Annotated in this window: 32 protein-coding genes; 8 read left to right on the top strand and 24 right to left on the bottom strand. The window is 68.3% G+C overall.

Going from position 1 to position 26,208, the window contains the following annotated elements:
- The first annotated feature begins 103 nt into the window (after nucleotides 1-103).
- Nucleotides 104-850 carry a triose-phosphate isomerase gene (gene tpiA / locus OK349_RS02695; RefSeq protein ID WP_265116286.1) on the top strand — a complete coding sequence of 249 codons (747 nt, stop codon included), beginning with the start codon at nucleotides 104-106 and terminating at the stop codon, nucleotides 848-850.
- 5 nt (nucleotides 851-855) lie between these two features.
- Entirely contained in the window at nucleotides 856-1,257 is a 402-nt protein-coding gene (locus OK349_RS02690; protein WP_265118519.1) for a GFA family protein, read from the top strand.
- A gap of 21 nt (nucleotides 1,258-1,278) precedes the next feature.
- Here OK349_RS02690 and OK349_RS02685 read toward each other — a convergent pair whose 3' ends face one another.
- The 4 genes from OK349_RS02685 to OK349_RS02670 form a co-directional block, all read right to left on the bottom strand.
- Nucleotides 1,279-1,728, bottom strand: a complete 450-nt coding sequence (locus OK349_RS02685; protein ID WP_265116285.1) for a hypothetical protein — start codon at nucleotides 1,726-1,728, stop codon at nucleotides 1,279-1,281.
- A gap of 311 nt (nucleotides 1,729-2,039) precedes the next feature.
- Entirely contained in the window at nucleotides 2,040-2,429 is a 390-nt protein-coding gene (locus OK349_RS02680; RefSeq protein ID WP_265116284.1) for a SpoIIAA family protein, read from the bottom strand.
- 260 nt (nucleotides 2,430-2,689) lie between these two features.
- The gene (locus OK349_RS02675; RefSeq protein WP_265116283.1) at nucleotides 2,690-3,454 is read right to left on the bottom strand and encodes a hypothetical protein; all 765 of its coding nucleotides are present in this window, start codon (nucleotides 3,452-3,454) and stop codon (nucleotides 2,690-2,692) included.
- 10 nt (nucleotides 3,455-3,464) lie between these two features.
- Complete coding sequence (locus tag OK349_RS02670; protein ID WP_265116282.1) at nucleotides 3,465-5,747, bottom strand: ATP-dependent helicase; 2,283 nt, start codon at nucleotides 5,745-5,747, stop codon at nucleotides 3,465-3,467.
- 130 nt (nucleotides 5,748-5,877) lie between these two features.
- Between OK349_RS02670 and OK349_RS02665 the strand changes: the two genes are divergently transcribed.
- The 3 genes from OK349_RS02665 to OK349_RS02655 are packed head-to-tail and all read left to right on the top strand — an operon-like array spanning nucleotide 5,878 to nucleotide 8,530.
- Complete coding sequence (locus OK349_RS02665) at nucleotides 5,878-6,981, top strand: retropepsin-like aspartic protease (RefSeq protein ID WP_265116281.1); 1,104 nt, start codon at nucleotides 5,878-5,880, stop codon at nucleotides 6,979-6,981.
- A 33-nt stretch (nucleotides 6,982-7,014) separates the two neighbouring features.
- Nucleotides 7,015-7,227 (top strand): hypothetical protein, encoded by a 213-nt coding sequence (locus OK349_RS02660; protein WP_265116280.1) that lies wholly within the window; start codon nucleotides 7,015-7,017, stop codon nucleotides 7,225-7,227.
- A gap of 34 nt (nucleotides 7,228-7,261) precedes the next feature.
- Entirely contained in the window at nucleotides 7,262-8,530 is a 1,269-nt protein-coding gene (locus tag OK349_RS02655; RefSeq protein WP_265116279.1) for an MFS transporter, read from the top strand.
- Here the strand turns inward: OK349_RS02655 and OK349_RS02650 are convergent.
- The 5 genes from OK349_RS02650 to OK349_RS02630 all read right to left on the bottom strand — a co-directional run bounded on the left by OK349_RS02650 (nucleotide 8,527) and on the right by OK349_RS02630 (nucleotide 11,104).
- Complete coding sequence (locus OK349_RS02650; protein WP_265116278.1) at nucleotides 8,527-8,802, bottom strand: hypothetical protein; 276 nt, start codon at nucleotides 8,800-8,802, stop codon at nucleotides 8,527-8,529. The genes OK349_RS02655 and OK349_RS02650 overlap by 4 nt on opposite strands.
- Before the next feature lie 101 nt (nucleotides 8,803-8,903).
- A complete protein-coding gene (locus OK349_RS02645) occupies nucleotides 8,904-9,179 on the bottom strand; it encodes a type II toxin-antitoxin system RelE/ParE family toxin (RefSeq protein ID WP_265116277.1) in 276 nt (91 codons plus the stop codon).
- Nucleotides 9,154-9,348: a type II toxin-antitoxin system RelB family antitoxin gene (locus OK349_RS02640; RefSeq protein ID WP_265116276.1), complete on the bottom strand. Its 195-nt coding sequence runs from the start codon at nucleotides 9,346-9,348 to the stop codon at nucleotides 9,154-9,156. Before OK349_RS02640 ends, OK349_RS02645 begins: the two co-directional genes overlap by 26 nt.
- Nucleotides 9,349-9,365: 17 nt before the next feature.
- Entirely contained in the window at nucleotides 9,366-9,905 is a 540-nt protein-coding gene (gene rsmD / locus OK349_RS02635; RefSeq protein ID WP_265116275.1) for a 16S rRNA (guanine(966)-N(2))-methyltransferase RsmD, read from the bottom strand.
- Complete coding sequence (locus OK349_RS02630) at nucleotides 9,902-11,104, bottom strand: pseudouridine synthase (protein WP_265116274.1); 1,203 nt, start codon at nucleotides 11,102-11,104, stop codon at nucleotides 9,902-9,904. The genes rsmD and OK349_RS02630 overlap by 4 nt, the downstream gene beginning before the upstream one ends.
- A gap of 114 nt (nucleotides 11,105-11,218) precedes the next feature.
- Here OK349_RS02630 and OK349_RS02625 point away from each other — a divergent pair, with 114 nt between their 5' ends.
- The 3 genes from OK349_RS02625 to OK349_RS02615 all read left to right on the top strand — a co-directional run bounded on the left by OK349_RS02625 (nucleotide 11,219) and on the right by OK349_RS02615 (nucleotide 14,270).
- A complete protein-coding gene (locus OK349_RS02625; protein WP_265116273.1) occupies nucleotides 11,219-11,650 on the top strand; it encodes a response regulator in 432 nt (143 codons plus the stop codon).
- Nucleotides 11,651-12,123: 473 nt separating this feature from the next.
- Nucleotides 12,124-13,521, top strand: a complete 1,398-nt coding sequence (locus tag OK349_RS02620; RefSeq protein ID WP_372340565.1) for an AmpG family muropeptide MFS transporter — start codon at nucleotides 12,124-12,126, stop codon at nucleotides 13,519-13,521.
- Nucleotides 13,518-14,270 carry a tetratricopeptide repeat protein gene (locus OK349_RS02615; protein ID WP_265116272.1) on the top strand — a complete coding sequence of 251 codons (753 nt, stop codon included), beginning with the start codon at nucleotides 13,518-13,520 and terminating at the stop codon, nucleotides 14,268-14,270. The genes OK349_RS02620 and OK349_RS02615 overlap by 4 nt, the downstream gene beginning before the upstream one ends.
- Here OK349_RS02615 and OK349_RS02610 read toward each other — a convergent pair.
- The 15 genes from OK349_RS02610 to purN form a co-directional block, all read right to left on the bottom strand.
- On the bottom strand, nucleotides 14,267-14,695 hold the full coding sequence (locus tag OK349_RS02610; RefSeq protein WP_265116271.1) for a DUF6628 family protein: 429 nt from the start codon (nucleotides 14,693-14,695) through the stop codon (nucleotides 14,267-14,269). The genes OK349_RS02615 and OK349_RS02610 overlap by 4 nt on opposite strands.
- Nucleotides 14,696-14,764: 69 nt before the next feature.
- The gene (locus OK349_RS02605) at nucleotides 14,765-16,096 is read right to left on the bottom strand and encodes a bifunctional folylpolyglutamate synthase/dihydrofolate synthase (protein WP_265118517.1); all 1,332 of its coding nucleotides are present in this window, start codon (nucleotides 16,094-16,096) and stop codon (nucleotides 14,765-14,767) included.
- Between the two features lie 14 nt (nucleotides 16,097-16,110).
- Entirely contained in the window at nucleotides 16,111-16,971 is an 861-nt protein-coding gene (gene accD / locus OK349_RS02600; protein ID WP_265116270.1) for an acetyl-CoA carboxylase, carboxyltransferase subunit beta, read from the bottom strand.
- Nucleotides 16,972-16,983: 12 nt separating this feature from the next.
- Complete coding sequence (gene trpA / locus OK349_RS02595) at nucleotides 16,984-17,787, bottom strand: tryptophan synthase subunit alpha (RefSeq protein WP_265116269.1); 804 nt, start codon at nucleotides 17,785-17,787, stop codon at nucleotides 16,984-16,986.
- A complete protein-coding gene (locus tag OK349_RS02590) occupies nucleotides 17,784-17,996 on the bottom strand; it encodes a hypothetical protein (RefSeq protein ID WP_265116268.1) in 213 nt (70 codons plus the stop codon). Before OK349_RS02590 ends, trpA begins: the two co-directional genes overlap by 4 nt.
- On the bottom strand, nucleotides 17,993-19,204 hold the full coding sequence (gene trpB, locus OK349_RS02585; RefSeq protein ID WP_265116267.1) for a tryptophan synthase subunit beta: 1,212 nt from the start codon (nucleotides 19,202-19,204) through the stop codon (nucleotides 17,993-17,995). The genes OK349_RS02590 and trpB overlap by 4 nt, the downstream gene beginning before the upstream one ends.
- A gap of 42 nt (nucleotides 19,205-19,246) precedes the next feature.
- Nucleotides 19,247-19,885 carry a phosphoribosylanthranilate isomerase gene (locus tag OK349_RS02580; RefSeq protein WP_265116266.1) on the bottom strand — a complete coding sequence of 213 codons (639 nt, stop codon included), beginning with the start codon at nucleotides 19,883-19,885 and terminating at the stop codon, nucleotides 19,247-19,249.
- Between the two features lie 59 nt (nucleotides 19,886-19,944).
- On the bottom strand, nucleotides 19,945-20,445 hold the full coding sequence (locus OK349_RS02575; RefSeq protein ID WP_265116265.1) for a GNAT family N-acetyltransferase: 501 nt from the start codon (nucleotides 20,443-20,445) through the stop codon (nucleotides 19,945-19,947).
- A 10-nt stretch (nucleotides 20,446-20,455) separates the two neighbouring features.
- Nucleotides 20,456-20,908 carry a hypothetical protein gene (locus OK349_RS02570; RefSeq protein WP_265116264.1) on the bottom strand — a complete coding sequence of 151 codons (453 nt, stop codon included), beginning with the start codon at nucleotides 20,906-20,908 and terminating at the stop codon, nucleotides 20,456-20,458.
- Between the two features lie 20 nt (nucleotides 20,909-20,928).
- Nucleotides 20,929-21,603: an orotidine-5'-phosphate decarboxylase gene (pyrF, locus tag OK349_RS02565; RefSeq protein WP_265116263.1), complete on the bottom strand. Its 675-nt coding sequence runs from the start codon at nucleotides 21,601-21,603 to the stop codon at nucleotides 20,929-20,931.
- Nucleotides 21,600-21,950 (bottom strand): LapA family protein, encoded by a 351-nt coding sequence (locus OK349_RS02560; protein ID WP_265116262.1) that lies wholly within the window; start codon nucleotides 21,948-21,950, stop codon nucleotides 21,600-21,602. The genes pyrF and OK349_RS02560 overlap by 4 nt, the downstream gene beginning before the upstream one ends.
- Before the next feature lie 68 nt (nucleotides 21,951-22,018).
- Nucleotides 22,019-24,310, bottom strand: a complete 2,292-nt coding sequence (locus OK349_RS02555; RefSeq protein WP_265116261.1) for a patatin-like protein — start codon at nucleotides 24,308-24,310, stop codon at nucleotides 22,019-22,021.
- A gap of 1 nt (nucleotide 24,311) precedes the next feature.
- On the bottom strand, nucleotides 24,312-25,007 hold the full coding sequence (locus tag OK349_RS02550; protein WP_265116260.1) for an endonuclease/exonuclease/phosphatase family protein: 696 nt from the start codon (nucleotides 25,005-25,007) through the stop codon (nucleotides 24,312-24,314).
- 274 nt (nucleotides 25,008-25,281) lie between these two features.
- Nucleotides 25,282-25,671, bottom strand: coding sequence for an MmcQ/YjbR family DNA-binding protein (locus OK349_RS02545; protein ID WP_265116259.1), 390 nt, complete (start codon nucleotides 25,669-25,671; stop codon nucleotides 25,282-25,284).
- Nucleotides 25,656-26,177, bottom strand: coding sequence for a phosphoribosylglycinamide formyltransferase (gene purN / locus OK349_RS02540; protein ID WP_265118516.1), 522 nt, complete (start codon nucleotides 26,175-26,177; stop codon nucleotides 25,656-25,658). The genes OK349_RS02545 and purN overlap by 16 nt, the downstream gene beginning before the upstream one ends.
- Nucleotides 26,178-26,208 lie beyond the last annotated feature (31 nt).

The raw sequence follows: 26,208 nt of genomic DNA, 5'->3' as shown, positions 1-26,208 counted from the left end.
ATGGAACGGTGCTTTAGGGTCCCAATGCGCTGCCATCAAGCTTGTGCAGCGTGCAGGGGCTGCGTATCGGCCTTGTCCAATAGTGGACAGCAGGGAGCAGGGGATGCGGCGCAAGCTGGTGGTGGGGAACTGGAAGATGCACGGCCTCAAGGCCGCGCTGCCCGAAGTGGCGGCGATCGCACGCGCCGCGGTGGCAAACCCCGGGGTGGATGTCGCGCTGTGCGTGCCGGCGACGCTGATCGCTTCGGCGGTCGAGGTCGCGGGCCGCATGCCGGTCGGGGGGCAGGATTGCCACGCGGCGGACCAGGGCGCGCATACCGGCTGCATCTCCGCCGCGATGCTGGCCGAGGCGGGCGCTGCGCTGACCATCGTCGGGCATAGCGAGCGGCGCGCCGACCAGGGCGAAACCGATGCCGACGTCAAGGGCAAGGCCGAGGCGGCGCACCGGCATGGCCTCAACGCGATCCTGTGCGTCGGCGAGACGCTGGAGCAGCGCGACGCGGGGCAGGCCGAGGCGGTGGTGACCGCGCAGCTCACCGGATCGTTGCCGGACGGCGCGGCGGCGGACTGGCTTGCGATCTCCTATGAGCCGGTCTGGGCGATCGGCACGGGACGGACGCCGACCGCGGCCGATGTCGCGGCGATGCACGGGGCGATCCGGGCGAAGCTGGCCGAACTGCTCGGCGGCGAGACCGCGGCGGCGATGCGGGTGCTGTATGGCGGGTCGGTGAACGGGGCCAATGCGGCTTCGCTGCTCGGCTGCGCGGACGTGGACGGCGCGCTGGTCGGCGGGGCGAGCCTGACCGCGGAGAAGTTCGTGCCGATCATCGAGGCGGCGGCGGGGCTGTGACCAACATGCGTGAGGCGAGCTGCCGCTGCGGCGCAGTGCGCGTTGCGTGCGAGGGCGAGCCCGTGCGCATCTCGGTCTGCCATTGCCTCGCCTGCCAGCAGCGCACGGGCAGCGCCTTCGCTGCGCAGGTGCGGTTTCCAGCGGAGCGGGTGACGGTGACCGGGGAGACGCGGGTGTGGGCGCGGACCGGGGATAGCGGGGCGGCGATCGACTATCGCTTTTGCCCCGGATGCGGATCGACGGTCGCCTATGTCCAGCGCGAGATCCCCGATGTGGTCGCGGTGCCGATCGGGGCCTTTGCCGATCCCGACGCGTTCCCGGCGCCGTGGGCGGAGGTGTATCGGGAGCGCAAGTTCGGCTGGGTCGAGGTGGCGACGGGCGAGGCACCGGGCGCCCGCACAAGTTGACCAAGTTGCGCGTGACGCGCCTCATCCTGTCAACTTGGTCGGCTTTGTCGGGGGCGGTGCCTTGGATGGCGCCGCCGGGCGCTCGGCGAGGACGGCCATGGCGAGGCGCAGGTCGGGGCGGGTGATCGTGCCGACTTGCCGCCCCTTGTAGTAGCGCGGAATGGTGATGCCGTTGATCGCGCGGTCCATCGCCATCGCGAAGGTGCGGTCGTAGCTCAGCGACAGGGCATTGTCCCAGGCGGCGGCGAAGCTCTCCGCGCCGGGACGCTCGCGCAGGTTGTAGGCGGACTGGCGGCTCATGCCGACGGCGCGGGCGGCGCGGCGGACCACGCCCATCACGGCGAGCGCATCGATGAAGTCACGCTGGCGGCGCGGGGTCCAGCCGTCATAGCGTTTGGACGTGGGGACGGGCGTGAAGGCGAGGATATCGGCCTCGTCTGACGCGGCGGGCGGGGTGCGTGAGTCGTTCATCCGCCAGTCTATGGGCATATGGCGGGCGTGTAGGAAAGTTGTTTTTGTTCCTGGTGTGTTCCTTTCCGGGCGTGGATGAGATTGGTTCACGCGAAGGCGCGGGGGCGCAAAGAAGAAGGAAGTTGGTTCGCGCGGAGACGCGGAGACGCAGAGAGGGCGTTCTGCCGCGCGAAGCGCCAGCTCATCCTCGACATAGATGTTTGTCGCGCCGACCCGGGTTGAGAGCCGCTAGCGCGGCGGGCGCATCATCTCTGCGTCTCTGCGCGAAAAACCTTCTTCGCGCCTCCGCGCCTTCGCGTGAACCAACTCTTCTAGGAGGGCCGCGGCCGGTCGGTCTCGCGGAGCAGCCAGGCGCGGGCATGGGCTTCGTCCTTGCGCTCGTACACCTCGTAATGGACGCCGGGGATCAGCGCGCCCTCGATCCGGCTGGCGGTGCGCACCCACTCCGCATCGGCGACGATCGCGACGCGATCGACCGCGCGGATCAGGCGGATGAGCAGGGGGAGGTGCTTCAGCTCCTCGACGATCGCGCCGAGCGCGACCGAAGGCGAGCCGCGGACATCGGCGAGGATATCGAGCTGTGGCGTGGTGTCGAGGATCGCGGCGAGCCTGTCGAGCGCAGGCGCGACGTCGGCGGCGGTGAAATGGCCTTCCGCAACGATGGCGATGGCGCGGGGGGAGAGGGGGGTGAAGGTTAGCATGGGGAATGCACGAGACTAATCGGAGCGGCTCTTCGTACGGCGCCGATCATGCCCGATCACTTTTTAGGTGCGGGCGGCCGCGCTTGATTAAAGGACGGGCGAGTCGTTCCAAGTTCCCGAGACCCTTTCATAACCACCTGATTTGTAGGAGGGAGTGGCCGTTGAGGTCCGATTCCTGGCTTCGACGTGGTTGGCGGTTTAGTCACGCTTTCACCCTCACCGGATTATCCGATTTGACACCCCAGAACCCTGCACCGTCTCTAACGAGAAGAGCTTTGGGAGGCTTTGGGGGCGGGCCCGCTTTTGGCACGTGGAGAACCGTGCCGTTTGTCGGAGCTTTCCGCTTTTGCTCGGTTGCTTTGTTGCTCATCGCTTACAGTTCTCCGCTCCAACGAGGCGGTTCGATAACGCTCCACTATGAAGATAGTAGCATGGCATAAAAATGCGAGCAGAAAGGCGAGAAGCATGAATAGCAGCACTTTGCTTCTCGCTTTGAGTCGCTCCGCATTGTGCCGCAGGTTCGCGCTAGCACCCGTACCATATTGCTCCGCCAGAAACTCCCGCAAATCGTTAGTTACGGCTGCATCACGAGATTCGTCGCTAAGTCCATTAGAAGAATGGTAATTTTCTAGCTCCGTAGCATATGATTTGAGGCTCTCAAAACTAGCAGGGAATTCATACTCCCTTGGCTTCAACAGCGTGTAAAACCAACGCAACACCCACGCACAAAGCAAGCAGGAAACAAGAAACAGAAGGTGAGTTACGATCTCGAAAAAGTTCGTAGCCAGCTTTGGAAGCCTAGTGGCCGACTGACCGATCACAGTTGCAACAAATATGAACGCTGCTGCGAAGAATGGCAGGGAGCGCCATATCGATTCGTCTAGGTCGGTCTGAGATTTGTAGAAATCCTTGGCTGTCGCCTCAAGAAACTCGTTGGAATCCTTCGTAAAAACAGACGGTGATCTGTCGTCCGTAGCTGTAGTTTCTGCATGCGGGCCGATGAGCCTTCTCAACCAATCCGCCACTGATTCCCCCTCACCCCACCGACACAAAACTATCCATCACCCGCTTCCGCCCGGCGGCTTCGAACTCGATCTCCAGCTTGTTGCCTTCGATCTCGACGATTTCGCCATAGCCGAACTTCTGGTGGAAGACGCGCATGCCGAGCGACAGGTCGTCGCGGCCCTTGTTCCCTAAACTTACCGCGCTGGCGCGGCTCTCGACCACCCGCTTGGGGGCGGTGGTGAAGCTCGACGACGGGGCGGCGGCGCGTTGCCAGCCGGGGCCTCGGCCGGTGCCTCTGCCCACGTTGGCGAAGGGGTCGGCGTGCTCGCTCCAGTTGGCGCGCCATAGCGAGGCGCCGCCGGTCATGGTCGATTCCTCCTCGACATGCGCCTTGGGCAGCTCGCCGACGAAGCGGCTGGGGATCGAGCTGGTCCACTGGCCGTAGATGCGGCGGTTGGCGGCGTGGAGGATCACGGCGAGGCGGCGGGCGCGAGTGATCGCGACATAGGCGAGGCGGCGTTCCTCCTCGAGGCTGGCGAGGCCGCCTTCGTCGAGCGCGCGCTGGCTGGGGAACAGGCCTTCCTCCCAGCCGGCGAGGAAGACGGTGTCGAACTCGAGCCCCTTGGCGGCGTGGATGGTCATGATCGTGACCTTGGGCTCGTCTGCGGATGCGTCGTTGTCCATGACGAGGCTGACATGCTCGAGGAAGGCGCCGAGCGTCTCGTACTCCTCCATCGCGCGTACCAGCTCGGAGAGGTTTTCGAGGCGGCCGGCGGCTTCGGCGGTGCGGTCGGCCTGCCACATCGCGGTGTAGCCGCTTTCGTCGAGGATGATCTGGGCGAGCTCGGTATGCGGGAGCTGGCTCGCGCGGTCGCGCCAGCGCGCGACGTCGCCGACGAAGCTGCCGAGCGCGCGGCGGGCCTGGGGCGTCAGCTCGTCGGTGTCGAGGATGCGCGCGGCGGCGGCGAGCAGGGGGATGCCCTCGGCCCGGGCGAGCATGTGGATGCGGGCGATCGCCTTGTCGCCGAGGCCGCGCTTGGGGACGTTGACGATGCGCTCGAAGGCGAGATCGTCGGCGCCCTGGTGGACGAGGCGGAGATAGGCGAGCGCGTCGCGGATCTCGGCGCGCTCGTAGAAGCGGAAGCCGCCGACGATGCGATAGGGCAGGCCGGTGGCGATGAAGCGGTCCTCGAACTCGCGCGTCTGGTGCTGGGCGCGGACGAGGATGGCGAAGGCTTCGAGGGACTTGCCCTCGCGGATCTGGGCGGATTCGATCTCCTCGCCGACGCGGCGGGCTTCTTCCGGGCCGTCCCACACGCCGACGACGCGGACCTTCTCGCCCTCGTCGGCCTCGGTCCACAAGGTCTTGCCGAGGCGGCCGCCATTGTTGGCGATGACGCCGCTGGCGGCGGCGAGGATGTGCGGGGTCGAGCGGTAATTCTGCTCGAGGCGGATCACCTTCGCGCCGGGGAAATCCTTCTCGAACTTCAGGATATTCTCGACCTGCGCGCCGCGCCACGAATAGATCGACTGGTCGTCGTCGCCGACGCAGCAGATGTTCCTGCGCTCCTGCGCGAGCAGGCGGAGCCAGAGATACTGGACGGTGTTGGTGTCCTGATACTCGTCGACCATGATGTAGCGGAAGCGCTGCTGATATTGTTCGAGCACGTCGCGGTGCTTGCGCAGGATCGTCAGCATGTGGAGCAGCAGGTCGCCGAAGTCGCAGGCGTTGAGGGTGCGCAGGCGGTCCTGATATTGCTGGTAGAGCGACTGGCCGCGGCCGTTGGCGAATGCCTCGGAGTCGCCGGCTTCGAGCATGTCGGGGGTGAGGCCCTTGTTCTTCCACTGGTCGATCAGCCCGCCGAGCTGGCGCGCAGGCCAGCGCTTCTCGTCGAGGTCGTTGGCCTGGATGAGCTGCTTCAACAGGCGCAGCTGGTCGTCGGTGTCGAGGATGGTGAAGTTGGTCTGCAGGCCGGCGAGCTCGGCGTGGCGGCGCAGCATCTTGGCGCCGATCGCGTGGAAGGTGCCGAGCCACGGCATGCCCTCGACCGCGTCGCCGACCAGGCCGCGGACTCGCTCGCGCATCTCGCGCGCGGCCTTGTTGGTGAAGGTGACGCTGAGGATCTCCGACGGGTAGGCGCGGCGGGTCCAGAGGAGATGGGCGAGGCGCGCGGTGAGCGCGGCGGTCTTGCCCGTGCCCGCGCCGGCAAGGACGAGGACCGGGCCGTCGGTGGTGAGCACGGCTTCGCGCTGCGGGGCGTTGAGGCCGCGCAGATAGGGAGGGTCGTCGGGTGAAGGCACGGGTACGGACATCGGTGAACAGTTAGAGAACGTGGGCGCTGCGGGCAAGCTGGCTTAAGGCCGCATGTTCGGCCATCATCGCGATCGGGATGATCGATTCCCGAGGCGGGAGACGGCGATGCGGATCGGACGGCGGCAAGCTATGATCGGGGCCAGCGTGGCGGCACTGTGGGGCGGGCGGGCGCTGGCGGCGCCCGATGCGGCCAGCATTCCGATCACCCTGACCGACAACCGGATCGTGGTCGGCGGATCGATCGGGGGAAGCGCGATGATGCCGTTCGTGCTCGATACGGGCGGCGAGATCGGGCTGATCGATCTTGCTGCCGCGGAGAAGCTGAAGCTGCGGCAAGTGGGTACCCGCCGGCTGCGACTCTCGTTCGGCGACAAGAACTATCCGATCTTCCAGGCATCCGAAGTCTTGCTGGGCGGGCGGTTCCTGATGCCGGTGCTCGCGCTTGGCGGGATCGAGCGCAAGCTGGGTAACGGCGCGGTGGGGGCGCTGCCCGCACGCGTGCTGACGGTGACCGACGGCGAACTCGACCTCGACGCCGGGGCGTGGCGCATCCACCCGGAGGGGCTGAGCGAGCTTTCGGGCTGGACGCGGTTCGAGAAGGCAATCGTGCAGCGCGGCAAGAACGACGACACGCGGTTCCTGTTCGCCGACGCGACGATCAACGGTAAATCGCTCCGCTTCGGGCTCGACACCGGCATGCCGAGCATGATGCGTATCTACCGCAAGACGGCCGAGGCGGCGGGGCTGTGGAATGCGCCGCGCTGGTCCCCGGGGGCGCCGGGCGGCAAGACGCGGCTGGTCCGCCCCGACAGCTTCGAGATTGCCGGGGCGACGATCCCGCGTCCGCTGATCCAGATCCGCGAGGAGGTGGACTGGAAGGAATTCGATACCGGCCTGATCGGCTTGCCGATCCTGCGCCTGTTCAACCTCGCGACGAGCAATCGCGACGGCGCGCTCCTGCTGAAGCGCAACCGGCAGGCGCCGCAGGGGGAAAGCTACAATCGCGGGGGCATGTGGGTCGATCGGGCAGGGACGGCGTCGGTCGTGGCGGTGGTCGGGCCGGGCAGCCCGGCGGCCGCCGCGGGCATCAAGCCGGGCGACCGGATCACGGCACCGGCGTTCGAGGTGCTGATCGAGCGGACCTATGGCGCTCCGGGCACGGTAATTCCGCTTACGGTCGAGAGCGGCGGAAGCGCGCGTTCGGTCGATCTCACGCTCGCCGATTTCCTGTAGCGCGGGCGCGCGGGTTGATGCAGGAGGGGCGGCATGTGGGACAAGATCAAGAGCCGGTTCGACAAGCGCCGTCTGGTGCTGCTCGCCGCGCTGGCCGGGGTGGCGCTCTATGTCGGGTGGCGCACCGGCGGGTTCGAGCAGAAACCCGAAGAGAAGCCGTGCGTCGCGGGGCGCAACGAGGTCAAGGACGACAAGGGCAAGGTGGTGCAGGTGACTCGCACGACCTGCTTCGACGCGAAGAAGTAGGCGCGGGGGCGCGCCGGTCTGGTGGGGATGCTTGATGGACGCTGACCGGGCACGGCAACGCCGCGCGCTCTGGGCGAGCTTCGTGGGGACGGGGATCGAGTTCTACGACTTCTACATCTACGCGACCGCCGCGAGCCTGGTGTTCGGTCAGATCTTCTTCCCCAAGGGCGACCCCGGCGTGCAGCAGATGGCGGCGTTCGCGACGCTGGCGGTGGCATTCTTCGCGCGGCCGGTGGGGGCGGCGGTGTTCGGCCATTATGGCGACCGCATCGGGCGCAAGGCGACATTGGTCGCGTCGCTGCTGACGATGGGGCTTTCGACGACATTGGTGGCGTTCCTGCCGACCTATGAGATGGCGGGGTGGATCGCGCCATTCGCGCTGTGCGTGCTGCGCTTCGGGCAGGGCTTCGGGCTGGGCGGCGAATGGGGCGGGGCGGCGCTGCTGGCGGTGGAGAATGCGCCGCCGGGCTGGCGCGCGCGATTCGGGAGCGCGCCGCAGATGGGCGCGCCGGCGGGATTCATCGCTGCCAATGGCCTCTTCCTGATCCTGTGCTCGGTGATGACATCCGAGCAGTTCGCCGATTGGGGCTGGCGAATCCCGTTCCTACTCTCGGCGGGGCTGGTCGCGGTGGGACTGTGGGTGCGGCTCAAGCTGGGCGAGACGCCCGAATTCAAGGCGAGCCTCGCCGAGGCGCCGCCGCCCAAGGTGCCGCTGGGCGAGGTCCTCACGCGGCATGGCGGCGCGCTGCTCGGCGGGACGATCGGCGCGGTGGCGTGCTTCGCGACCTATTATATCGCGACGGCGTTCCTGCTCGGCTGGGGGACCAAGTCGCTCGGCTATCCGATGGGGGCTTTCCTGGGCGTGCAGCTGGTCGCGATCCTGTTCATGGCCGGCGGCATCTATCTCGCGGCGTGGATGGCGGACGCGAGATATGATCCGCGGCGCGTGCTGACGGGTGGCTGCGTGCTGGTCGCGGCGAGCGGGTTCGTGATGGCACCGCTGATGGCGGGTGGCCTGAGCGGGGTGTTCGTGTTCCTGGCGCTGCTGTTGTTCGCGATGGGCTTCGTGTACGGGCCGCTGAGCGCGTGGCTGACCGACCTGTTCCCGCCGCGCGTGCGCTACACCGGCGCGTCGATGACCTTCAACATCGCGGGCGTGATCGGCGGCGGGCTGACCCCGCTGATCGCGCAGGCACTGGCGCTGCGGGGTGGGCTGATGCCGGTCGGCTGGTATCTGAGCGCGGCGGCGGCGCTGAGTCTGGTGGCGCTGCTGCTGCTCCGGGAACGGCGCCAAGCGGTCTAGCGGCGGCTCGCCAGGACGAGGCTGTCGAGCCAGCGGTCGGCGCTGGCAGTGCCGTTGCGCAGCATGCGGCGGCGATACTCGGCCTTGTTGCGCGACCAGGCGGATTGACGCTCGGCGAGGGTGACGCGGGAGGATTGCTGGCCCCGCCTGTGCTTCTGCTGCGCGCGCTGCCGCTGGCGCTGCTGGTGCTTGCGCAGATTATTCCAGCGTTGCGCCTCGAGATGTGAATCGAGCCATTGCGCCTGTGCCGGCGCGGGGCCGGCGAAGAGCATGGCGGCTGCGCAAATCGCTAGAAACTTGCCTGTCATCGCTGGGGCTCCTCCCGTTTGTCGGGAGACAATGACGCGGGGCCTGATTTGGTTCCGTCAACGGCTCAGGGGTAAAGCTGGCGAGCGTGAAGCAGGCGCAGCACATCGATTGCGGTTTCAGTGATCTGATAGACGACAATGTAGTTGGGATGGACGATCAGTTCGCGGGTGCCTGCCACTCGGCCAGGACGACCTATTTCGGGGAACTGGCAGCTCCTTCCGATGGCTTCATCAATGGTGGCCTTGAGCCGCGCAGCCGCCGAGGCATTTCGTTCGCCAACGAATTCCAGGAGATTGAGGAGCTGAAGCTCGGCGTCAGCTTCCCAATTTGGCTTGCGCACGCCGATGCTTCTCGATGATCGCTTCGGCCCTCGCCATCACCTCCGCATGCGGAATCCGCGGCTTGTTCGACGCGAGCGCAGCTTCGACCTGGGCGCGGAACCACTTGTCGTGGGCTTCCGCTTCCTCGTCGGTCTCGAATTCCGAGTAGATTGGGTCGAGCTTTCCCATGCCCCAAATATGCGCCGCTAGTTCGCCGCGCGCAAGATCGTGAGCTTGGCCTTGCCGTGGATTCTCTCCGTTTCGGAGATAAATCCCGCCACTTCGACGGTTTCGGCCTTGGCGGTCTCGATGCTGATCCAAGTGGCGGGGCTGGTCCAGCCGAGCCGGGCGAGCTTGTCGAGCGCGACCGATCCTGCGCCGGTGCCATAGGGCGGGTCCATCAGGATCAAGTCCATCGGTTTCGGCGCGGGCCCGAGCGCGAGGACCGAGGTGGCGCGGACATCGGCGCGCACCCCGAGCTTCTCGGCATTGGCGCGCAGCGCGTCGAGCGCGGCGCGATCCTGCTCGACGAACAGGCACGAGGCGGCGCCGCGCGACAGCGCCTCGAGCCCCAGCGCACCCGAGCCGGCGAAGAGATCAGCGACGGCAAGTCCCTCAAAGCTGCCGATGCGGCTGGCGAGCATCGAGAACAGCGCCTCGCGCGTGCGGTCGGCGGTGGGGCGGGTGGCGTCGCCCTTGGGCGCGACGAGCGGACGGCCGCGCCACTGGCCGGCGATGATCCTCATTTGCGCGGACCCCGCTTGGCGGGAGGACGCGGGCGGCGGTCACTGGAACGATAGCGGCGCTTGGGGCGATCGAGCAGCGGGCCGGCATCGTCATCCACGCGGGGACGGGCGGGTTTCGGCTTGGCTGCCTTTGCCGGGGCGGAGCCGCCGCGGGGATCGGTCTCACGCTTTGACGCACTGCTGGAGGCCGCGCGCTGGCGCCGCCGTTGGCCGACGCCGAACTTCTCCGGTCCGGCGGGCTTCGAGCGGAGCGCGGGCCTTGCCCGCTCCTCCTTTGGTGCGCCGTCCTTCCTGACTGGAGCCTGCTGCGCGACCGCCTTGCGGCGTTCGGCGCGGTTCGGAACCGTCACAGGCGCGGGCGCGGGCGCAGTTTCGGCCGGGGCTTCCGTCGCGACCGCCTTCACCTTGCTCGACAATTGCAGGCTCGACGCGGCCTTGCCGCCGCCAGGGCCGGCGAGCGCCTTGCGGAACAGGATGAGGTCGTGCTGGCGCACCTCGTCGACCGCCCCGACCGGCATGTCGGCGAGGTGGAACGGGCCGTAGCGCGTGCGGATCAGGCGGCTGACCTTGAGGCCGAGATGCTCGAGCACGCGGCGCACCTCGCGGTTCTTGCCCTCGGTCAGGGTGAGCTCGATCCAGACATTGGCGCCGGTGCGGCGTTCGAGATTGGCGTCGATCGAGCCGTAGCGCACCCCCTCGATCTCCACGCCCAGCATGAGATCTTCGAGCTGGTCCTGGCTGACATTGCCGTAGGCGCGGGCGCGGTAGCTGCGCTCGACCCCGGTGGCGGGGAGCTCGAGCTGGCGCTTGAGCTCGCCGTCGGTGGTCATCAGCAACAGGCCTTCGGTCGAAAGATCGAGGCGGCCGACCGGCATCAGGCGCGGCAAGCCCTTGGGCAGCTTGCTGTAGATCGTCGGGCGGCCGGCGGGATCGCGCTCGGTGGTGAGCAGGCCGGCGGGCTTGTGGAAGCGGAACAGGCGCGCGGGGGCGGCAGCGGCGACGGGATTGCCGTCGACGGTGACGCCGCGCAGCGAGGGGAGCACGGTGGCGGGCGTGGTCAGCACCTCGCCGTCGATCGCGACGCGGCCCTCGGCGATCATGCGCTCGACCTCGCGGCGCGACGCGATTCCGGCACGGGCGAGCAGCTTTGCGATGCGCTCGCCTTGCTTGGGCGGCGGGGTGGGCGATGAGGTGGGCATTTGCGGCGGGATACAGCGGGTCGGCGCGTCTTTGTAGCTGGACCGTAAAAATTCTTGTGCGGCGGAACCGGGCGGCGGGCGTAGCTTCTCGTCGAACCGCAAGGTGGGTGGCGTATGTTGTTCGGGAAGAAGAAGCGGCGGATCACGCGGCTCCTCATCGTCGAGGACGAGCCGCTGCTCGCGTTCGACACCGAGCATTTCCTGACCGAGGAGGGGTTCGTGGTGGTCGCCACCACCGATTCGGTGGGCGAGGCGATCGGCCACATCATCGCGCCGAACGCGATCGACCTGGTGCTGGTCGACCTCGGCCTGCGCGACGGCAACGGCGCGGATGTCGCGCATGCGGCGCGGGCACGGAACGTACCGGCGCTGCTGGTGACCGGCCGGCCGCTCGACGAGGTCGAGGCGATCGCGATCGGGTGCCTCTCCAAGCCCTATCCGCAACGTCACCTGCTCGCCGCGATCGCCGCGATCGAGGCATTGCTCGACGGCAAGCCGCCGCGCCGCCTGCCCGCCAGCATGAAGCTGTTTCAGCCCGCCGCCTGAGGGCTTTGCTTCGCCGTTTTTGCCGCTAGGGTCGGCGCTTGTCGAAAAAAGGGGCGGGGATGGAGCGGACTGAGGACAAGAGCGGCTTCGGCTATGTGATCGCGCAGCTCGCGCTGCTCGGCGCGCTGGCATCGCTGCTGCTGCCGTGGATGTCAGTGACGCTGCAGGGCGCGCAGGCGATCGTCGGCCGCGGGTTCGACATCGCGCGCGGGGTGACCGGGCCCGGCGTGACGCTCGCCCCGTCGATGACCTTCAACATCGCGCTGCTGATCATCCTGATCACGCTGGGTGCGAGCCTGGTGTGGCGGCGGCGCGGCGGTGCATCGATGCTGGTGGCGGGCAGCGTCGTCGCGCTGGCGCTGGTGCTGATCGCATCGCTCTACACGATCTATGCCCCGCCCAAGGCGCTGCGCGAGGCGGGTGCGGTGTTCGCGCCGTCCTTCGGCCTGTTCGTCGGCGCGGGTGCGCTGATCGTGGCGTTCCTCGCCGCGCGCGCCGCGGCGCCGGCGAGCTGGCGCGAGGAGCTGCCCGATGCCGTGCGCCCTTATTTCGAGACCGCGCCGCTCGCCGCGCTGGCGCTCGGCATCTCGTCGGGCTTTCCCTATGCGATGATCGGCGCGACGCTGACCTCGCGGCTGGCGCAGGAGGGGATCGACAAGTCGACCATCACCGCCTTCACGCTGGCGATCCTGGTCTACAACCTCAAATGGATCTGGGCATGGGTGGTCGACGGCGTGCGCATTCCGCTGCTCGGCCGGCTGGGCCAGCGCGTGTCGTGGCTGATCGTCTCGGCGGTGCTGGTCGCCGCGGCCGTGATCAACCTGGCGCTGACGCCGCCCGACCCCAGCAACATCATGCCGATCATCACCGCGGCGATCCTGGTCGGTGTGGCGGGCGCGACCTATGACATCGTGATCGACGGTTTCCGCATCGAGATCCTCGAGCCGCGCCAGCTCGGCGTCGGCTCGGGCATGTCGCAATATGGCTGGCGGATCGGATCGGCGAGCGCCGGCGCGCTGGCGCTGGTGATCGCGGCGCGCGCGGGCTGGGAGGCGGCCTATATCGCCTGCGCGCTGTTCGTCCTGCCCGCGGTGATCGCCGGGTTGGTGGTCGGCGAGCCGCCGCGCCATCGCGCCCCCGCCGAGCGGAAGGGTATCGGCCAGGTCGCCAAGTCGATCTGGGGACCCTTCCAGCAGTTCTTCACGCGCGAGGGTGCGCTGATCGTGCTGCTGTTCATTCTCGTCCACAAGCTCGGCGACACGCTGAGCCAGCTCACCGTGCGGCTGCTGTTCGACGACCTTGGCTTCAGCAACGACGAGATCGCTTTCTACGATGTCGGGCTCGGCTTCTTCGCGCTGATGATCGGCATTTTCGTGGGGGGCATCCTCTATGTCCGGATCGGGATGAAGCGGTCGGTGCTGATCAGCCTGGTGCTGATGGCGATCTCGAACCTCTCCTTCGCCGGGCTTGCCGCGATCGGCCATTCCAACGTGGTGATGGCGGCATCGATGTGCTTCGAGAATTTCGCGAGCGGCATCGGCGGCGTGGTGCTGGTCGCCTATTTCTCGGCGCTGACCGATCTGCGCTACACGGCGGCGCAGTACGCGCTGATCTCGGCCGCGGCGAGCATCGTCGGGCGCTTCATCACCGGGACCAGCGCGGGATCGCTGATCGAGGCGATGGGCTATGTGAACTTCTACCTGCTCACCGGACTGGTGGCGGTGCCGGGGATCGTCATCTTCTGGTGGATGATGCGCACCGGGCTGGTCGACCGCTCGATCGGCGACGCCGGGACCGCGGGCGAGGGCGACGCGCGCGCCGACGCGGAACCGGACGCGCCCGAGCCGCCGGTGATCCGCAACCCGGCATGATCGCCTGGCTCGGCATCATCGCGATCCAGGTCGCATGCGTGGTGCATCTAGTGAAGACCGGGCGCAACCCGCTGTGGCTGACCGCGCTGATCTTCCTGCCGATGGTCGGCGCGATCGCCTATTTCATCGTCGAGATCCTGCCCGGGCTGCAGGGCAACCGGCATGTGCGCACGGTGCAGGCCAAGGCGGCCGCGGCGCTCGACCCCGAGCGCGAGCTGCGCGCGGCGCGTGAGGCGCTGGAACTGACCGATACCGCCGCGAACCAGGTGCGCCTGGGCGACGCCGCGAGCGATCTCGGCCGGTGGAGCGAGGCGGAGGCGGCTTATCGTGCAGCGGTGGCCAAGGCACCGCCCGACGCGCGGACGCAGGCCAAGCTGGCGCGCACGATCTTCGAGCAGGGGCATGCGGGTGAGGCGCTGGCGCTGCTCGATGCACTGGAGCCGCCCGCCGGGCAGAGCGAGCGCGACCGGCAGGGACTGCTGCGCGCGCGGATGCTCGAGCATGTCGGACGCAACGCGGAGGCGCTGGCGCTCTATGCCGATGTCGTGACCCGACTCCCGGGCGAGGAGGCGCGGTGCCGCTATGCCGCGCTGCTGCTCGCCGAGGGCTGGGAGAACAAGGCACGCAAGGTGCTGGAGGAGGTCGAGGTGCGGGCCAAGCGGCTCGACCGGCAGCAGCGCGCGGCGGAGGCCGAGATGTACCGCTGGGTCGCGGACACGCTGGCGCGGCTGCGCGCGAAGGCGGGCTAGGCTTCGAGCGGAAGCCCGGCGTCGGCGAAGGCGTTGGACAGTGCGTGGGCGGTGGCGAGCACCCCGTCGACGCGCCGCGCGCCGAGCAGGTCGGCGAGGAGCAGGCGTGCACGCTCGGGATCGAGCGGGGCGCAGGCGATGACGTCGAGCAGCGCGCCCTCGGCCCCGGTCATCCGCGCGCAGCACCAGGGCGCGATCTGGATCGGGCCCGACGAGGCCGCCGACATCTCGGCCATCAGGGTGCGCAGCAGCAGGAGCGGGCGGCGGAAACCCTTGCCAAAGGCGGTGACGAAGGCGTGCGCCGCGGCGGCGTCCGACAGGCCGTTGGCGCCGAGCTGACGGATGCCGAACAGCAACAGCCGCGCGCCCGGATCCTCCGGCTGGATGCGGGGCAGGGCGTGGCCAAGCGTGGCGAGTGCGGTCATGCGGGACTCCGGAGTCGATTCGTCCGGCTATCCTGACAGGCTGTTATTGATAGTCAATCGCAATAAGGATCAGTCGGGCAGCTCATCGTTCGCGCGGAGCACTTCACCTGCGAGGTAGAGCGAGCCGAGGATGAGGATGACCGGCGGTGCTTCGCGTGGAGGAAGCCGGGATGCGATCAGGTGGAGGGCGGATTCGGGGCTTTCGGCGGTGTCGGCGGTCGCGATGCCGAGCCGGCGGGCGGCTTCGGCGAGGTCCGCCGGCGGGTGATGCGCGTGGCCCGGCACGGGAATCGCGGTGAGCGATCCAGCCAGCGGGACAAAGGGGGCGAGCAGGCCGGTCGCGTCCTTGTTGGACAGCATGCCGAGGACGAGGTGGACGGGGCGCTCGCCCGCGACCTCGGCGAGCGCGGCGCTGACCGAGTGGGCCGCGGCCTCGTTGTGGCCGCCGTCGAGCCACAACTGGCTGCCGGGCGGGAGCAGGGCGAGCAAGGGGCCATCGGTCAGGCGCTGCATGCGCGCGGGCCAGCGGGCGGTGGTTGCGGCCGCGATGAGCGCGGCGGGCGGGAGCTGGAGCCGCCGCTGGTGGCGCAGCGTGGCGAGGGCGAGTGCGAGATTGGCGGGCTGGTGCGGACCGGCGAGGGTGGGGAGCGGCGTTTCGAGGGAGCCGCTGGCGTCGCGATAGCGGAGGCGGTCGTTTGCGATCTCGAAGTCCCAGGCCTCGCCGCGTGCGAGCAGTGGAGCGCCCGCGGCCGTCGCGACCTCGGCGATGCGGGCGGCGACCAGGCCGGGATAGGACATGGTGACGAGCGGGATGCCGGGCTTGGCGATGCCGGCCTTCTCTGCGGCGATGGCTTCGGCGGTGTCGCCCAGGAACGCCTGATGGTCGATGCCGAGCTGGGCGATCGCGCAAGCGGCGGGGGCGGGGATCACGTTGGTGGCATCGAGCCGGCCGCCGAGGCCGACCTCGATCACGCAGGCGTCGGCCGGCGTGCGCGAGAAGGCGAGGAAGGCGGCGGCGGTGGTGACTTCGAAGAAGCTGGCGCCGATATCGCCGCCGGTATCGAGCACTTCCTCGAGCAGCGCGGCGAGCGCGTCGTCGTCGATCAGCTTGCCGGCGAGGCGGATGCGCTCGTTGAAGCGGACGAGGTGCGGGCTCGAATAGACGTGCGCGGTGAGGCTGGCGGCTTCGATCGCCGCGCGGAGAAAGGCGCAGGTCGAGCCCTTGCCGTTGGTGCCCGCGACATGGAGCACCGGCGGGAGCGCGAGGTGCGGGTTGCCGACGCGATCGAGCAATTGCGTGATGCGCTCGAGCCCGAGGATGTCGGCGCCGGGGCCGAGCGCCCAGAGGCGATCGAGCTGGCGCTGGACACCGGAATGGGTGGAGGTGGCGTGGTCGGGCATATGCGCCGCGAGGGTCAGGCCGCCGCCTTCTCCTTGCCGCACAGCAGCCCGATCAGCTGGCCCAGCTTCTCGCGTAGCGCCTTGCGGTGGACGACCATGTCGATCAGGCCGTGGTCGAGATAATATTCCGACGTCTGGAAATCGTCGGGCAGCTTCTCGCGGATCGTGTTCTCGATCACGCGGCGGCCGGTGAAGGCGAGGGTCGCCTTGGGCTCGGCGATCTGGACGTCGCCGAGCATCGCGTACGCCGCCATCACGCCGCCCGAAGTCGGGTCGGTGAGCACCACGATATAGGGCAGGCCCGCATCGTGGAGCATCGAGATGGCGACGGTGCTGCGCGGCATCTGCATCAGGCTGAGAATGCCCTCCTGCATGCGCGCACCGCCGCTGGCGGTGAACACGATGTACGGCGCGCGTGCGGCGATCGCGGCCTCGACACCGGCGATGAACGCCTCGCCCACCGCCTGGCCCATCGATCCGCCCATGAAGGCGAAATCCTGCACGCCGACCACCGCCTTGTGGCCGAGGATCGTGCCGCTGGCGTTGAGGAAGGCGTCCTGCTCGCCGGTGCTGGCGCGCGCGGCCTTGAGGCGCGCGGGATAGGGTTTCTGGTCGCGGAACTTGAGCGGGTCCTCGGTCGCGCGCGGGCTCGGCAGCACCGTGTAGCCCGGGTCGAACAGCTGGTCGAAGCGCGTCTTGCCGCCGATGCGCTCATGATGGTCGCAGATCGGGCAGACCGAGAGATTTTCCTGGAGTTCCTTGGTGAACACCATCTGCCCGCAGCCCTTGCACTTGTGCCAGAGATTGTCGGGCGTCTCCGCCTTGTTGGGGATGACGAGGGAGATCGCGTTGCGGACGCGGGTGAGCCAGCTCATGCCCAATTCTCCTTAAACATAAGCGTCCTTTCGGGCGGCCTTCAAGGCGTCGCCGAGAGATTCGATATAGGTGCGGACCGCGGCGGGCGCATCGGCGCCGTGCTGCGCGATCAGGTCGATGATCGCCGAGCCGACGACGACGCCATCGGCGACGCGGCCGATCGCCGCGGCCTGCTCGGGGGTGCGCACGCCGAAACCGACTGCGACGGGCAGGTCGGTGGCGGCCTTGAGCTTCGCGACCGCGGCCTCGATGCTGTCCTGCGCGGCCTGTTGCAGGCCGGTGATGCCCGCGACCGAGACGTAGTAGAGGAAGCCGCTCGCGCCGTTCAGCACTGCGGGCAGGCGTGCGGCGTCGGTGGTCGGGGTGGCGAGGCGAATCGTGGCGATGCCGTGCGCGGCGAAGGGCGCGATCTCGTCGGCCTCCTCGGGCGGGATATCGACGATGATCGTGCCGTCCACCCCCGCGTCCGCGGCGCTCTGGGCGAAAGCCTCAGGCGTCGGGCGGGTCATGGTGTTGGCATAGCCCATCAGCACCAGCGGCACCTCCGGGTGCCGCTGACGGAAGGCGGCGGCGATGGCGAGCACGTCGGCGGTGCGCGTGCCCGCGGCGAGGCTGCGCAGGTTGGCGGCCTGGATCGCCGGGCCATCGGCCATCGGATCGGTGAAGGGCATGCCGAGCTCGATCACATCGGCGCCGCCCGCAACGAGCGCGTCGAGGATCGCGGCGGTATCGCCGTCACCCGCGGTGACGAAGGTGACGAGAGCGGCTCGATGCTGGGACGCGGCAGCGGCGAAGGCGGAGGTAAGGCGGGTCATCTCTTCGCTCGCGGCCAGAAGCGGTTGAAGAAACGCTCCCACTTTAACAGGATTGTGAAAATCAGCGTTATCGTCACTGCGGTTCCGATCAGTCGAGCGCCTGGCACTTCAGCGCGTGCGAGTATCGTCGAAACCGCAAAGCCAATTGTAACGATTCCCAAAAACAGCCCGATCTGAAATGCAGATTCAGCGGCAATCCTGCTCTTCATATCTCCGCCCCCATCGCCTGCGCGACGGTGTAGATATCCTTGTCGCCGCGGCCCGAGACGTTGACCAGGATGATCTGATCCTCGTTCATTTCCCGTGCCTTGAGCTCCAATGCTGCCAGCGCATGCGAGCTTTCGAGCGCGGGGATGATGCCTTCGAGCTTGCAGCAGAGCTGGAACGCGTCGAGCGCCTGGGTGTCGGTGATCGGCAGATATTCCACCCGGCCGCTCTCGTGCAGCCAGCTATGCTCGGGGCCGATGCCGGGATAGTCGAGGCCGGCGCTGATCGAATGCGCCTCGGTGATCTGGCCGTCCTCGTCCTGCAGCAGATAGGTCTTGTTGCCGTGGAGGATGCCCGGCGCGCCGCCGGTGAGGCTGGCGGCATGCTCATTGGTATCGATGCCCTTGCCCGCGGCCTCGACGCCGATCATCGCGACGTCGGGATCGTCGAGGAAGGGGTGGAACAGGCCGATCGCGTTGCTGCCCCCGCCGACCGCGGCGATCAGCAGGTCGGGCAGGCGACCCTCGGCCTCGAGCATCTGCGCGCGGCTCTCGGTGCCGATCACGCTCTGGAAATCGCGTACCAGCTCAGGGTAGGGGTGCGGGCCTGCCGCCGTGCCGATGATGTAGAAGGTGTCGTGGACGGTCGCGACCCAGTCGCGCAGCGCCTCGTTCATCGCATCCTTGAGGCTTTGCGAACCGCTGGTGACGGGCCGCACCTCGGCGCCGAGCAGCTTCATGCGGAACACGTTGGGCTGCTGACGCTCGATATCCTTGGCGCCCATGAAGATGGTGCAGGGCAGCCCGAAGCGCGCGGCGACAGTGGCGGTAGCGACGCCATGCTGGCCCGCGCCGGTCTCGGCGATGATCCGCGTCTTGCCCATGCGGATGGCGAGCAGGATCTGGCCGATGCAGTTGTTGATCTTGTGCGCGCCGGTGTGGTTGAGCTCCTCGCGCTTGAAGTAGATCTTCGCGCCGCCGTAATGCGCGGTCAGCCGCTCGGCGAAGTAGAGCGGCGAGGGGCGGCCGACATAATGTGTCATGAGGCCGTCGAACTGCGCCTTGAATGCCGGATCGACCTTGGCCGCACGATACTCGCGCTCGAGGTCGAGGATCAGCGGCATCAGTGTCTCGGCGACGTAGCGGCCGCCGAACTGGCCGAAATGCCCGCGCTCGTCAGGCTGGGCGCGAAGGGAGTTGGGGACGTTCATCGTGAAGGGCGTTTAGGCGCGTCCTCGCGCTGCGCCAAGCCGTTACAGTGACGCGACGGTTTTGAGGAACGCCGCGATCTTCGCCTCGTCCTTGACGCCCGGCGCGGACTCGACTCCGGACGAGACGTCGACCAGCCGCGCGCCGGTGATCCCCACCGCTTCGGCGACGTTCGTGGGGTCGAGCCCGCCGGACAGCGCCCAGGGCAACGGGTGGGTGAAGCCCTGGAGCAAGGTCCAGTCGAAGCGCAGCCCCATGCCGCCGGGGAGCTTGGCGTCGTCGGGCACCTTGGCGTCGTAGAGCAACCGCTGGACGGCGCCGCGATAGGCGTTGGCGATGTCGAGATCGGCGCGGGTCTTGACCGCGACGGCCGCCCAGACGGGCAGGCGCGTGCGGGCACCGATCTCTGCGGCGCGCTCGGGGGTGGTGCGGTGGAGCTGGATCGCGTCGAGCCGGGCGGCGCGGATCGCCTGGTCGAGCAGCGCATCCTCGGGATCGACGAACACGCCGACCTTGCCCACCTGCGCCGGCACGCGCGCGGCGAGCGCGGCGGCCTGGTCGAAGGTCACGTGGCGCGGCGAGGGCGGGAAGAAGACCAAGCCGACATGGCTCGCGCCGCCGGCCACGGCCGCATCGAGCGTCGCGGGCGTGGAGAGGCCACAGATCTTGGCGGTGACCGGCATTGCCACCGTCCATCGGGCGGCGGAGGCGATTCGGCAAGCGGAAGTTGGTGCGGGGCGGCTCAGGCGGCCAATTGCTTGACCAGCACGGTCATCGACAGCGGTGGATCGAGCGGGACCGGGAAGGGACGGATCTCGCCCGAAGCGGCATAGCCATGGCGGAGATACCAGGCGATCAGTTCGGCGCGGCGCTCGATCACCGTCATCTCGATACGGGTCGCGGCGAAGCTATCGCGCGCGGTGGCTTCGGCGGCGGCGACCAGCTGCTTGCCGATGCCGCCGGCCTGGAGCTGCGGATCGACGCAGAGCAGGCCGAGATAGGCGAGGCCGTCGCCACGGTTCGCGACGTTGACGCAGCCGAGGATCGTATCCTCGTCGAGCGCGATCAGCAGGCGGCTGTCGCCGTCGAGCAGCGAGCGGAGGGTTTCGAGATCGGTGCGCTCACCCGAGACGAGATCGGCTTCATGCGTCCAGCCGGCACGGGCGCTGTCGCCGCGATAGGCGCGCTCGACGACCGGGTGGAGGCGCGAGAGATCGGCCGGGGTCGCGGGGCGAATTTCCATCAGATGATTTTCAGATAGCACCATTAAAGGCCAAGTGAGTGACTCGCGCGTTCGCAACATCATACTCGACCCCAAAGAACGTTGGGCCACCATCGCAGATTCGCACGGGCTCGCGCCGCCAGTTCATCATCGACGGCTCAACGACACCCTTCGGTATGAAGTTGCCATAGATGTAACGACGTCCATCACGAACGATACCGACATATTGGCGCCTCCAGCCGGTTGGCGCGTTGCGAAGATCCTCACCGCCCCGAGGGTTTGTAGATGCAAGCGCATCAGGCAGGGCGGCTTCAAGCTTCGCAATGTCGGATATTGTAGGTTGCCAGCTGCCGGTACCGCTGGCGGGAGCTTCGCGAGAGCACTGGTGCAACATCTCGGCAATGGTCGCTGGCGGGAGAATGGCAATATCCGCCCCTATTGCCTGGCCGCCTGTCGTGCCGTGAGCGCAGGCGGTGAGCAGCACCGGCCCAGCCAGCGCGAGCCTCAAAGCGTCGCCTCGATCTCGCGTGCGGCGAGGTCGGGATCGGCCGCCTGGGTGATCGGGCGGCCGATGACGAGGATCGAGGCGCCGGCGTCGAGCGCGGCGCGTGGCGTGACGACGCGCTTCTGGTCGCCCGAATTGCCGTTCGACGGGCGCACGCCGGGGATGACGAAGAAGCCGTCCTTCCATGCATCGTGTGCGGCTTTCACTTCCGCGCCCGAGCAGACGATGCCGTCGACGCCCGCCGATCTGGCGAGCTCGGCGAGGCGCACGACCTGCTCATGCGGATCGGGCGAAAGGCCGATCGAGCGCAAGTCGCTGGCGTCGAGGCTGGTGAGCATCGTCACCGCGACCACCTTGGTGCCGTTGGGCGCGGCGGCCTTGGCGTCCTCCAGCATCGCGCGGCCGCCGGCGGCGTGGACGGTGATGATCGCGGGCTCGAGCGGGCGCAGGGCCTGCACCGCCTTGCCGACGGTGTTGGGGATGTCGTGGAACTTCAGGTCGAGGAAGATCGGCAGGCCGATATCGGCCATCTCGTGCACGCCGGCGCGGCCATTGGCCATGAAGAATTCGAGCCCGAGCTTGATCCCGCCGACATGGTGGCGGACGCGCTTGGCGATCGCCTTGGCGCGGTCGAGATCGGGAGTGTCGAGGGCGACGTAGATCGGGGAGCTCATGGCGCCACCAGCGGCGGGGCGGCGGGGGTTTCTGCCGGCTCAAGCCCGGGATCGGGCTGGATCGGCATGCCCGATGCGGCGGGCGAAGCGGCATGGAGGTTGCGCATCTCCTCGACCGTCCGTTCGAGCATCCCGATCCGCTGGCGCAGCCGCCAGCGCACCGTGTGGAACAGCAGCAGCATGGGCAGGAAGCCGGCGAGGAACACGACGAACAGCAGGAACGGCAGGTTCACATCGGCGACGAGGCCGCTCCACAGCTGGATTTCGACCGGATGCCAGTTGGTCACCGCAAAGGCCGCGACGAGACCGAGGATCAGGAACCAGAACAATGCCTTGAGAAACTGCATTCGCGGTGCGCGCCCTTGTTCTTGTCGTTTCGGGTAGCTTTAAGCTGGGCGCAGCGGATTGGCCAGCCTCAGCCGATCTCGGCGCGCAGTTGCGCAAAGAGCGAGGGGATCGATTTCAGACGCGGTTCCTCCTCATCGAGAATCGCCAGGAAGATCTCGCGCTTGACCGAGGCGACCCGGCCGGGCTCGAGCGTCGTATTGGCGGGGAGAGTCGAGAGCAGGATGTCGACGAGCCGCTCGGCACCGTGGAGGCGTCCCCAGAGATAGTCATTCTCCCGATAGGCGCGGCTGAAGAAGGCGCCGAAATTGTTGAACTGGATGCCCTTCAAGGTCGCCTGCGCCCCGCCCTTGCGGATCGAGGTGGCGTCGTCGGGCGAGATGCGGTCGACGCGGATCGGGTCGAATTCGTTGAGCCCCTCGCCCTGGAGCAGCGGCAGCGTCGCGATGTCGAAGAAGGGGAAACCGAGATATGCGAGCAGCATCGGGCGACGCATGTCCTTCGACAGCGCGGAAAGGCCGGCGGAGAGGCGCTCGTCGGTCTCGCGGTCGAGCGTGCGCAGCTCCATCCGGCCGGCGAGCGCGTCGAGCAGCGCGGCGATGTCGAGATCGGCGGCGCGCACCGCCTCGCGCAGCCCGAGGAACGGATCGGCGCGCTGGCATTCGAGATAGGCGGCGAGCGATTCGTAGATCGCGTCGCGCATCGGGGTCAGCTCGGCATTCTCATGCTCCTGGTCGAGCTCGGTCATGCGCCGCGCGAGCAGACGCAGGCGGCGGATGCGGAAACCGAGATCGTGCGCGCGCAGCAGGTCGAGCGTCGCCGGGCTGGCCGAACCGGGGTGGCTGGTGCCGAAATCGTCGGCGCGGCGGCGCAGGATCTCCGCGCCGACCGCGTCGCGCAGGCGCCGCCAGCGGTCGGGGCCGGGCTGGTCGCCGATCTGGTGGAGATGCGTCGCGATGCGGTCGGCGACCCCCTCGACCTTGAGCATGCCATAGGCGGCATGGCCATAGCCGGCCTTGGCCGCCGCGGCGACCTGCGCGCGGCTGCGCCAGGCGGCGAGGCGCTTGGGTGTCGGATAGTCGAGGAACAGCGTGTAGCCGAACAGCGATTCGACCTGCCCCTCGACCTCGGCGCGGATGCGCTCGACGATCGCCAGCATGCGCTCGATCCGCGCCGAGCGCAGGCTGAGCGCTTCGAGATTGTCGCGGATCGGCTGCTGGCGGGGCAGTTCGGAGAGCGCGCCGATGATCGTCTGGAAGAAGCCGGGATTGTCCGGCGCCTCGCTGTAGAAGCCGAGGCGGTGGCCGGGCGTCGGGTCGACGAACACGAAGCGGCGGTCGATCTGGCGGCGCGCCGGGCGTTCCTTGAGCGCGTCGATCGCCGGACGGAAGGGCGCGTTGGCGAGCACTGAGCCGTCGATCAGCGCGGCCTTGTCCGCGGCACCGGCGGCGTACTGGCGCGGCAGGACATGTTCGAGGAACGCCTCGCGGCCCGGCCAGGCCATGCTGCGCGCGGCGAGCAGCGCGTCGAGCTCGCCGACGGTCGCGGGCGGGAAGGCGCCGGGGAAGCTGGAGGTGGCGCGCGCGGCGAAGGCGAGTTCGGCGGGATGCGCGAGCTCGGCCGCCGCATCGCCATGATCGCTGAAGGAGAAGACGAGGCGGTGCTCGGTCTCGACCACCTCAGGCGGCGAGTTGAGCTTGAGCCGCTCGGGATGGCCGCGGAAATCGGTGACGGTGACGAACAGGTCGAGCGGCTGTCCGGCCGGCAGCAGCCGCGGGCCGGCGGGCGTCTTCGCCATCGCGTCGAGCGCGTCGAGCATCATGCCGAGCAGTTCCTTGCCGCCGAAGGGCGGTTCGAACCAGCGCGAGCGGACGAACTTCTCGAGCTTGGCGCGGACCTCCTCGCGCGCGCCGCTCTCGACGGTCTGGTCGACGGTCGAACCGTCGCGCGCGAGCATCCAGGCGATCGGCAGCGCCCAGATCTTGGCGAGCTTGTGGGAGGGGCCGTGCTCGGGGTTGAGCAGCGCCTCGACATCGGCGACCTCGAGCCACAGATCGGTGAGCGGGTCGAGCGACTGGCCAGTGGCGATCGCCTGGGCCAGAAAGATGCCGTTGATGCCGCCCGCGCTCGCTCCGGCGACGATGTCGACGATCGTGCGCAAGCGGATACCGGTCGCCTCGCCGATCTCGTCGAACAGCGCGTGATAGATTGCCTCGGTCCCCGTTCCCGGCGCGTCGCCGTCATGATGCGCGCGGCTGGCACGGGCGAGGTGCCAGATCTCCTTGGTGATGCCGTGCATGTAGACGGCGAGGCTGATGCCGCCATAGCAGACCAGGGCGAGGCGGAGTTCGCGGTCGCGCATCTCAGCTCCGTGCCACAGCTGCCCAGACGGGCAAATGATCGGATGCGGTGCGCGCCGCGGCGCTGTCATGCACGCCGCTCTCGGACACCGACAGCTCGGATGAAACCATGATCCGGTCGAGCCGCGCCACCGGACGGCGGGCGTGGAACGAGCGGCCGGTCTCGGCGAAGGTGAAATGCCGGCCGAAATCGCGCAGGCAGCCCGACTGGGCGGTCCAGTCGTTGAGGTCGCCCATCATCACCGTCGGCAACCGTCGCGCGCTGGCGTCGAGATGGGCGAGGATCGCGTGCGCCTGACGCCGGCGCCACAGGCCTGACAGGTCGAGGTGCATGCCGACCACGCGGAGCAGTTCGCCATTGACGCGCAGGTCAGCCATCACCGCGCCGCGCGGCTCCAGCGCGGGCAGGTGCAGGATCTCGCAATCGAGGACCTGCGCCTCCTTGCGCACCAGGATCGCATTGCCGTGCCAGCCCATGCTGCCCGTGCGGACGCCGAACTGCACCGCTTTCCACGGGCTGTGTTCCTCGAGCAGGTGCGGGGTGATGACCCCCTGTTTGGCGCCGAAGCGGCGGTCGGCCTCCTGCAGCGCGACCACGTCGGCGTCGATCTCGCGCAGCACTTCCAGCGTGCGCTCGGGCCGCCGCCGCCGGTCGGTGCCGATCGACTTGCGCATATTGTAGCTGGCGACCTTCAGCATCGGCCCTGTTTGGGGGGCGGGGGCTAAGAGAGCAAGAGAGTGGTTCACGCGAAGGCGCTAAGGCGCGAAGAGAAGCAAGAAATTGCTCGCGCAGAGCCGCGGAGACGCGGAGAGCTTACGCCGCCGCGTCAGCGGCTCTCATTCTTCCAACGATGCCGCTTTCCGTTCCATTGGTGATGTTCGGCGCTTCGCGCCAAGCTCTGAACACCTCTGCGTCTCCGCGGCTCTGCGCGAACTACCCTTCTTCGCGCCGTAGCGCCTTCGCGTGAACCATCTAACGTCCGCCAACCTCTAACAGGCGGCGCGGGGCGACGAGTTCCCAGCTGATCGCGACGCGATCGGCGACGCGGTCCCAGTCGGTGGCGTCTCGGTCGAGATGCATACCGACCCAGCCCGACGGGCCGAAATAGGGCGGGCGATAATAGAGGTCCGGCTCCATCTCGATCAGCATCGCCTGTTCCTCCGGCCCGCTGGTCTTGACGATCGCCGCGGTGACGTCGTCGCCGTGATGATGGTGCCAGAAATAGGCGAACATCTTGCCCTTCTGGATGAAGAAGGCGGGCATGCCGTGCGACAGCTTCTCGTCGCTCTCGGGCAGTGCGAGCGCGGCGGCGCGGAGCTTGTCGAGCGCCGCTGCCGCCTCGGGGTTCATCTGCTCAGCCATTCCGCGACAATGCGGGGATAGAGCCGATGTTCCTCGGCGAGTACGCGCTGCGCGAGGCTGTCGGGCGTGTCGCCGGGGAGGATCAGCACTTCAGCCTGGCCGAGCACCTCGCCCCCGTCGAGCTCCTCGGTGACGATATGGACCGAGCAGCCGCCCGCAGCGTCGCCCGCCTCGATGGCGCGGGCGTGGGTGTCGAGGCCCTTGTATTTAGGCAGCAGCGAGGGGTGGATGTTGACGATCCGCCCGCGCCAGCGCGCGACGAACGCGTCGCTGAGCAGGCGCATATAGCCGGCGAGGGCGATGGCTTCGACGCCGGCTTCGCGGAGCGCGGCGTCGATCTTCGCCTCGTACTCGGCCTTGGGCATGCCCTTGGGCGATTGCGCGAAGGTGGCGATGCCGTTCGTTTCGGCCCAGGCGAGGCCGGGGGCTTCGGGCTTGTCCGAGGCGACCAGCGCGACTGTGTAGGGGTTGGCCGGGTCGCGCGCGAACTCGGCCAGCGCCATCATATTGGAGCCGCGGCCGGAGATCAGGATACCG

This window comes from Sphingomonas sp. BT-65 (assembly GCF_026107375.2).
Classification (GTDB): domain Bacteria; phylum Pseudomonadota; class Alphaproteobacteria; order Sphingomonadales; family Sphingomonadaceae; genus Sphingomonas.
This window is presented reverse-complemented; position numbering and strand designations above follow the sequence as displayed.

Bases quoted from the DNA above. Each gene is read 5' to 3' on its own strand.
- tpiA (WP_265116286.1), top strand. From the start codon at position 104: ATGCGGCGCAAGCTGGTGGTGGGGAACTGGAAGATGCACGGCCTCAAG.
- OK349_RS02690 (WP_265118519.1), top strand. From the start codon at position 856: ATGCGTGAGGCGAGCTGCCGCTGCGGCGCAGTGCGCGTTGCGTGCGAG.
- OK349_RS02685 (WP_265116285.1), bottom strand. From the start codon at position 1,728: ATGAACGACTCACGCACCCCGCCCGCCGCGTCAGACGAGGCCGATATC.
- OK349_RS02680 (WP_265116284.1), bottom strand. From the start codon at position 2,429: ATGCTAACCTTCACCCCCCTCTCCCCCCGCGCCATCGCCATCGTTGCG.
- OK349_RS02670 (WP_265116282.1), bottom strand. From the start codon at position 5,747: ATGTCCGTACCCGTGCCTTCACCCGACGACCCTCCCTATCTGCGCGGC.
- OK349_RS02665 (WP_265116281.1), top strand. From the start codon at position 5,878: ATGATCGGGGCCAGCGTGGCGGCACTGTGGGGCGGGCGGGCGCTGGCG.
- OK349_RS02660 (WP_265116280.1), top strand. From the start codon at position 7,015: ATGTGGGACAAGATCAAGAGCCGGTTCGACAAGCGCCGTCTGGTGCTG.
- OK349_RS02655 (WP_265116279.1), top strand. From the start codon at position 7,262: ATGGACGCTGACCGGGCACGGCAACGCCGCGCGCTCTGGGCGAGCTTC.
- OK349_RS02650 (WP_265116278.1), bottom strand. From the start codon at position 8,802: ATGCTCTTCGCCGGCCCCGCGCCGGCACAGGCGCAATGGCTCGATTCA.
- OK349_RS02640 (WP_265116276.1), bottom strand. From the start codon at position 9,348: ATGGGAAAGCTCGACCCAATCTACTCGGAATTCGAGACCGACGAGGAA.
- rsmD (WP_265116275.1), bottom strand. From the start codon at position 9,905: ATGAGGATCATCGCCGGCCAGTGGCGCGGCCGTCCGCTCGTCGCGCCC.
- OK349_RS02630 (WP_265116274.1), bottom strand. From the start codon at position 11,104: ATGCCCACCTCATCGCCCACCCCGCCGCCCAAGCAAGGCGAGCGCATC.
- OK349_RS02625 (WP_265116273.1), top strand. From the start codon at position 11,219: ATGTTGTTCGGGAAGAAGAAGCGGCGGATCACGCGGCTCCTCATCGTC.
- OK349_RS02615 (WP_265116272.1), top strand. From the start codon at position 13,518: ATGATCGCCTGGCTCGGCATCATCGCGATCCAGGTCGCATGCGTGGTG.
- OK349_RS02610 (WP_265116271.1), bottom strand. From the start codon at position 14,695: ATGACCGCACTCGCCACGCTTGGCCACGCCCTGCCCCGCATCCAGCCG.
- OK349_RS02605 (WP_265118517.1), bottom strand. From the start codon at position 16,096: ATGCCCGACCACGCCACCTCCACCCATTCCGGTGTCCAGCGCCAGCTC.
- accD (WP_265116270.1), bottom strand. From the start codon at position 16,971: ATGAGCTGGCTCACCCGCGTCCGCAACGCGATCTCCCTCGTCATCCCC.
- trpA (WP_265116269.1), bottom strand. From the start codon at position 17,787: ATGACCCGCCTTACCTCCGCCTTCGCCGCTGCCGCGTCCCAGCATCGA.
- OK349_RS02590 (WP_265116268.1), bottom strand. From the start codon at position 17,996: ATGAAGAGCAGGATTGCCGCTGAATCTGCATTTCAGATCGGGCTGTTT.
- trpB (WP_265116267.1), bottom strand. From the start codon at position 19,204: ATGAACGTCCCCAACTCCCTTCGCGCCCAGCCTGACGAGCGCGGGCAT.
- OK349_RS02580 (WP_265116266.1), bottom strand. From the start codon at position 19,885: ATGCCGGTCACCGCCAAGATCTGTGGCCTCTCCACGCCCGCGACGCTC.
- OK349_RS02575 (WP_265116265.1), bottom strand. From the start codon at position 20,445: ATGGAAATTCGCCCCGCGACCCCGGCCGATCTCTCGCGCCTCCACCCG.
- pyrF (WP_265116263.1), bottom strand. From the start codon at position 21,603: ATGAGCTCCCCGATCTACGTCGCCCTCGACACTCCCGATCTCGACCGC.
- OK349_RS02560 (WP_265116262.1), bottom strand. From the start codon at position 21,950: ATGCAGTTTCTCAAGGCATTGTTCTGGTTCCTGATCCTCGGTCTCGTC.
- OK349_RS02555 (WP_265116261.1), bottom strand. From the start codon at position 24,310: ATGCGCGACCGCGAACTCCGCCTCGCCCTGGTCTGCTATGGCGGCATC.
- OK349_RS02550 (WP_265116260.1), bottom strand. From the start codon at position 25,007: ATGCTGAAGGTCGCCAGCTACAATATGCGCAAGTCGATCGGCACCGAC.
- OK349_RS02545 (WP_265116259.1), bottom strand. From the start codon at position 25,671: ATGGCTGAGCAGATGAACCCCGAGGCGGCAGCGGCGCTCGACAAGCTC.
- purN (WP_265118516.1), bottom strand. From the start codon at position 26,177: ATGATGGCGCTGGCCGAGTTCGCGCGCGACCCGGCCAACCCCTACACA.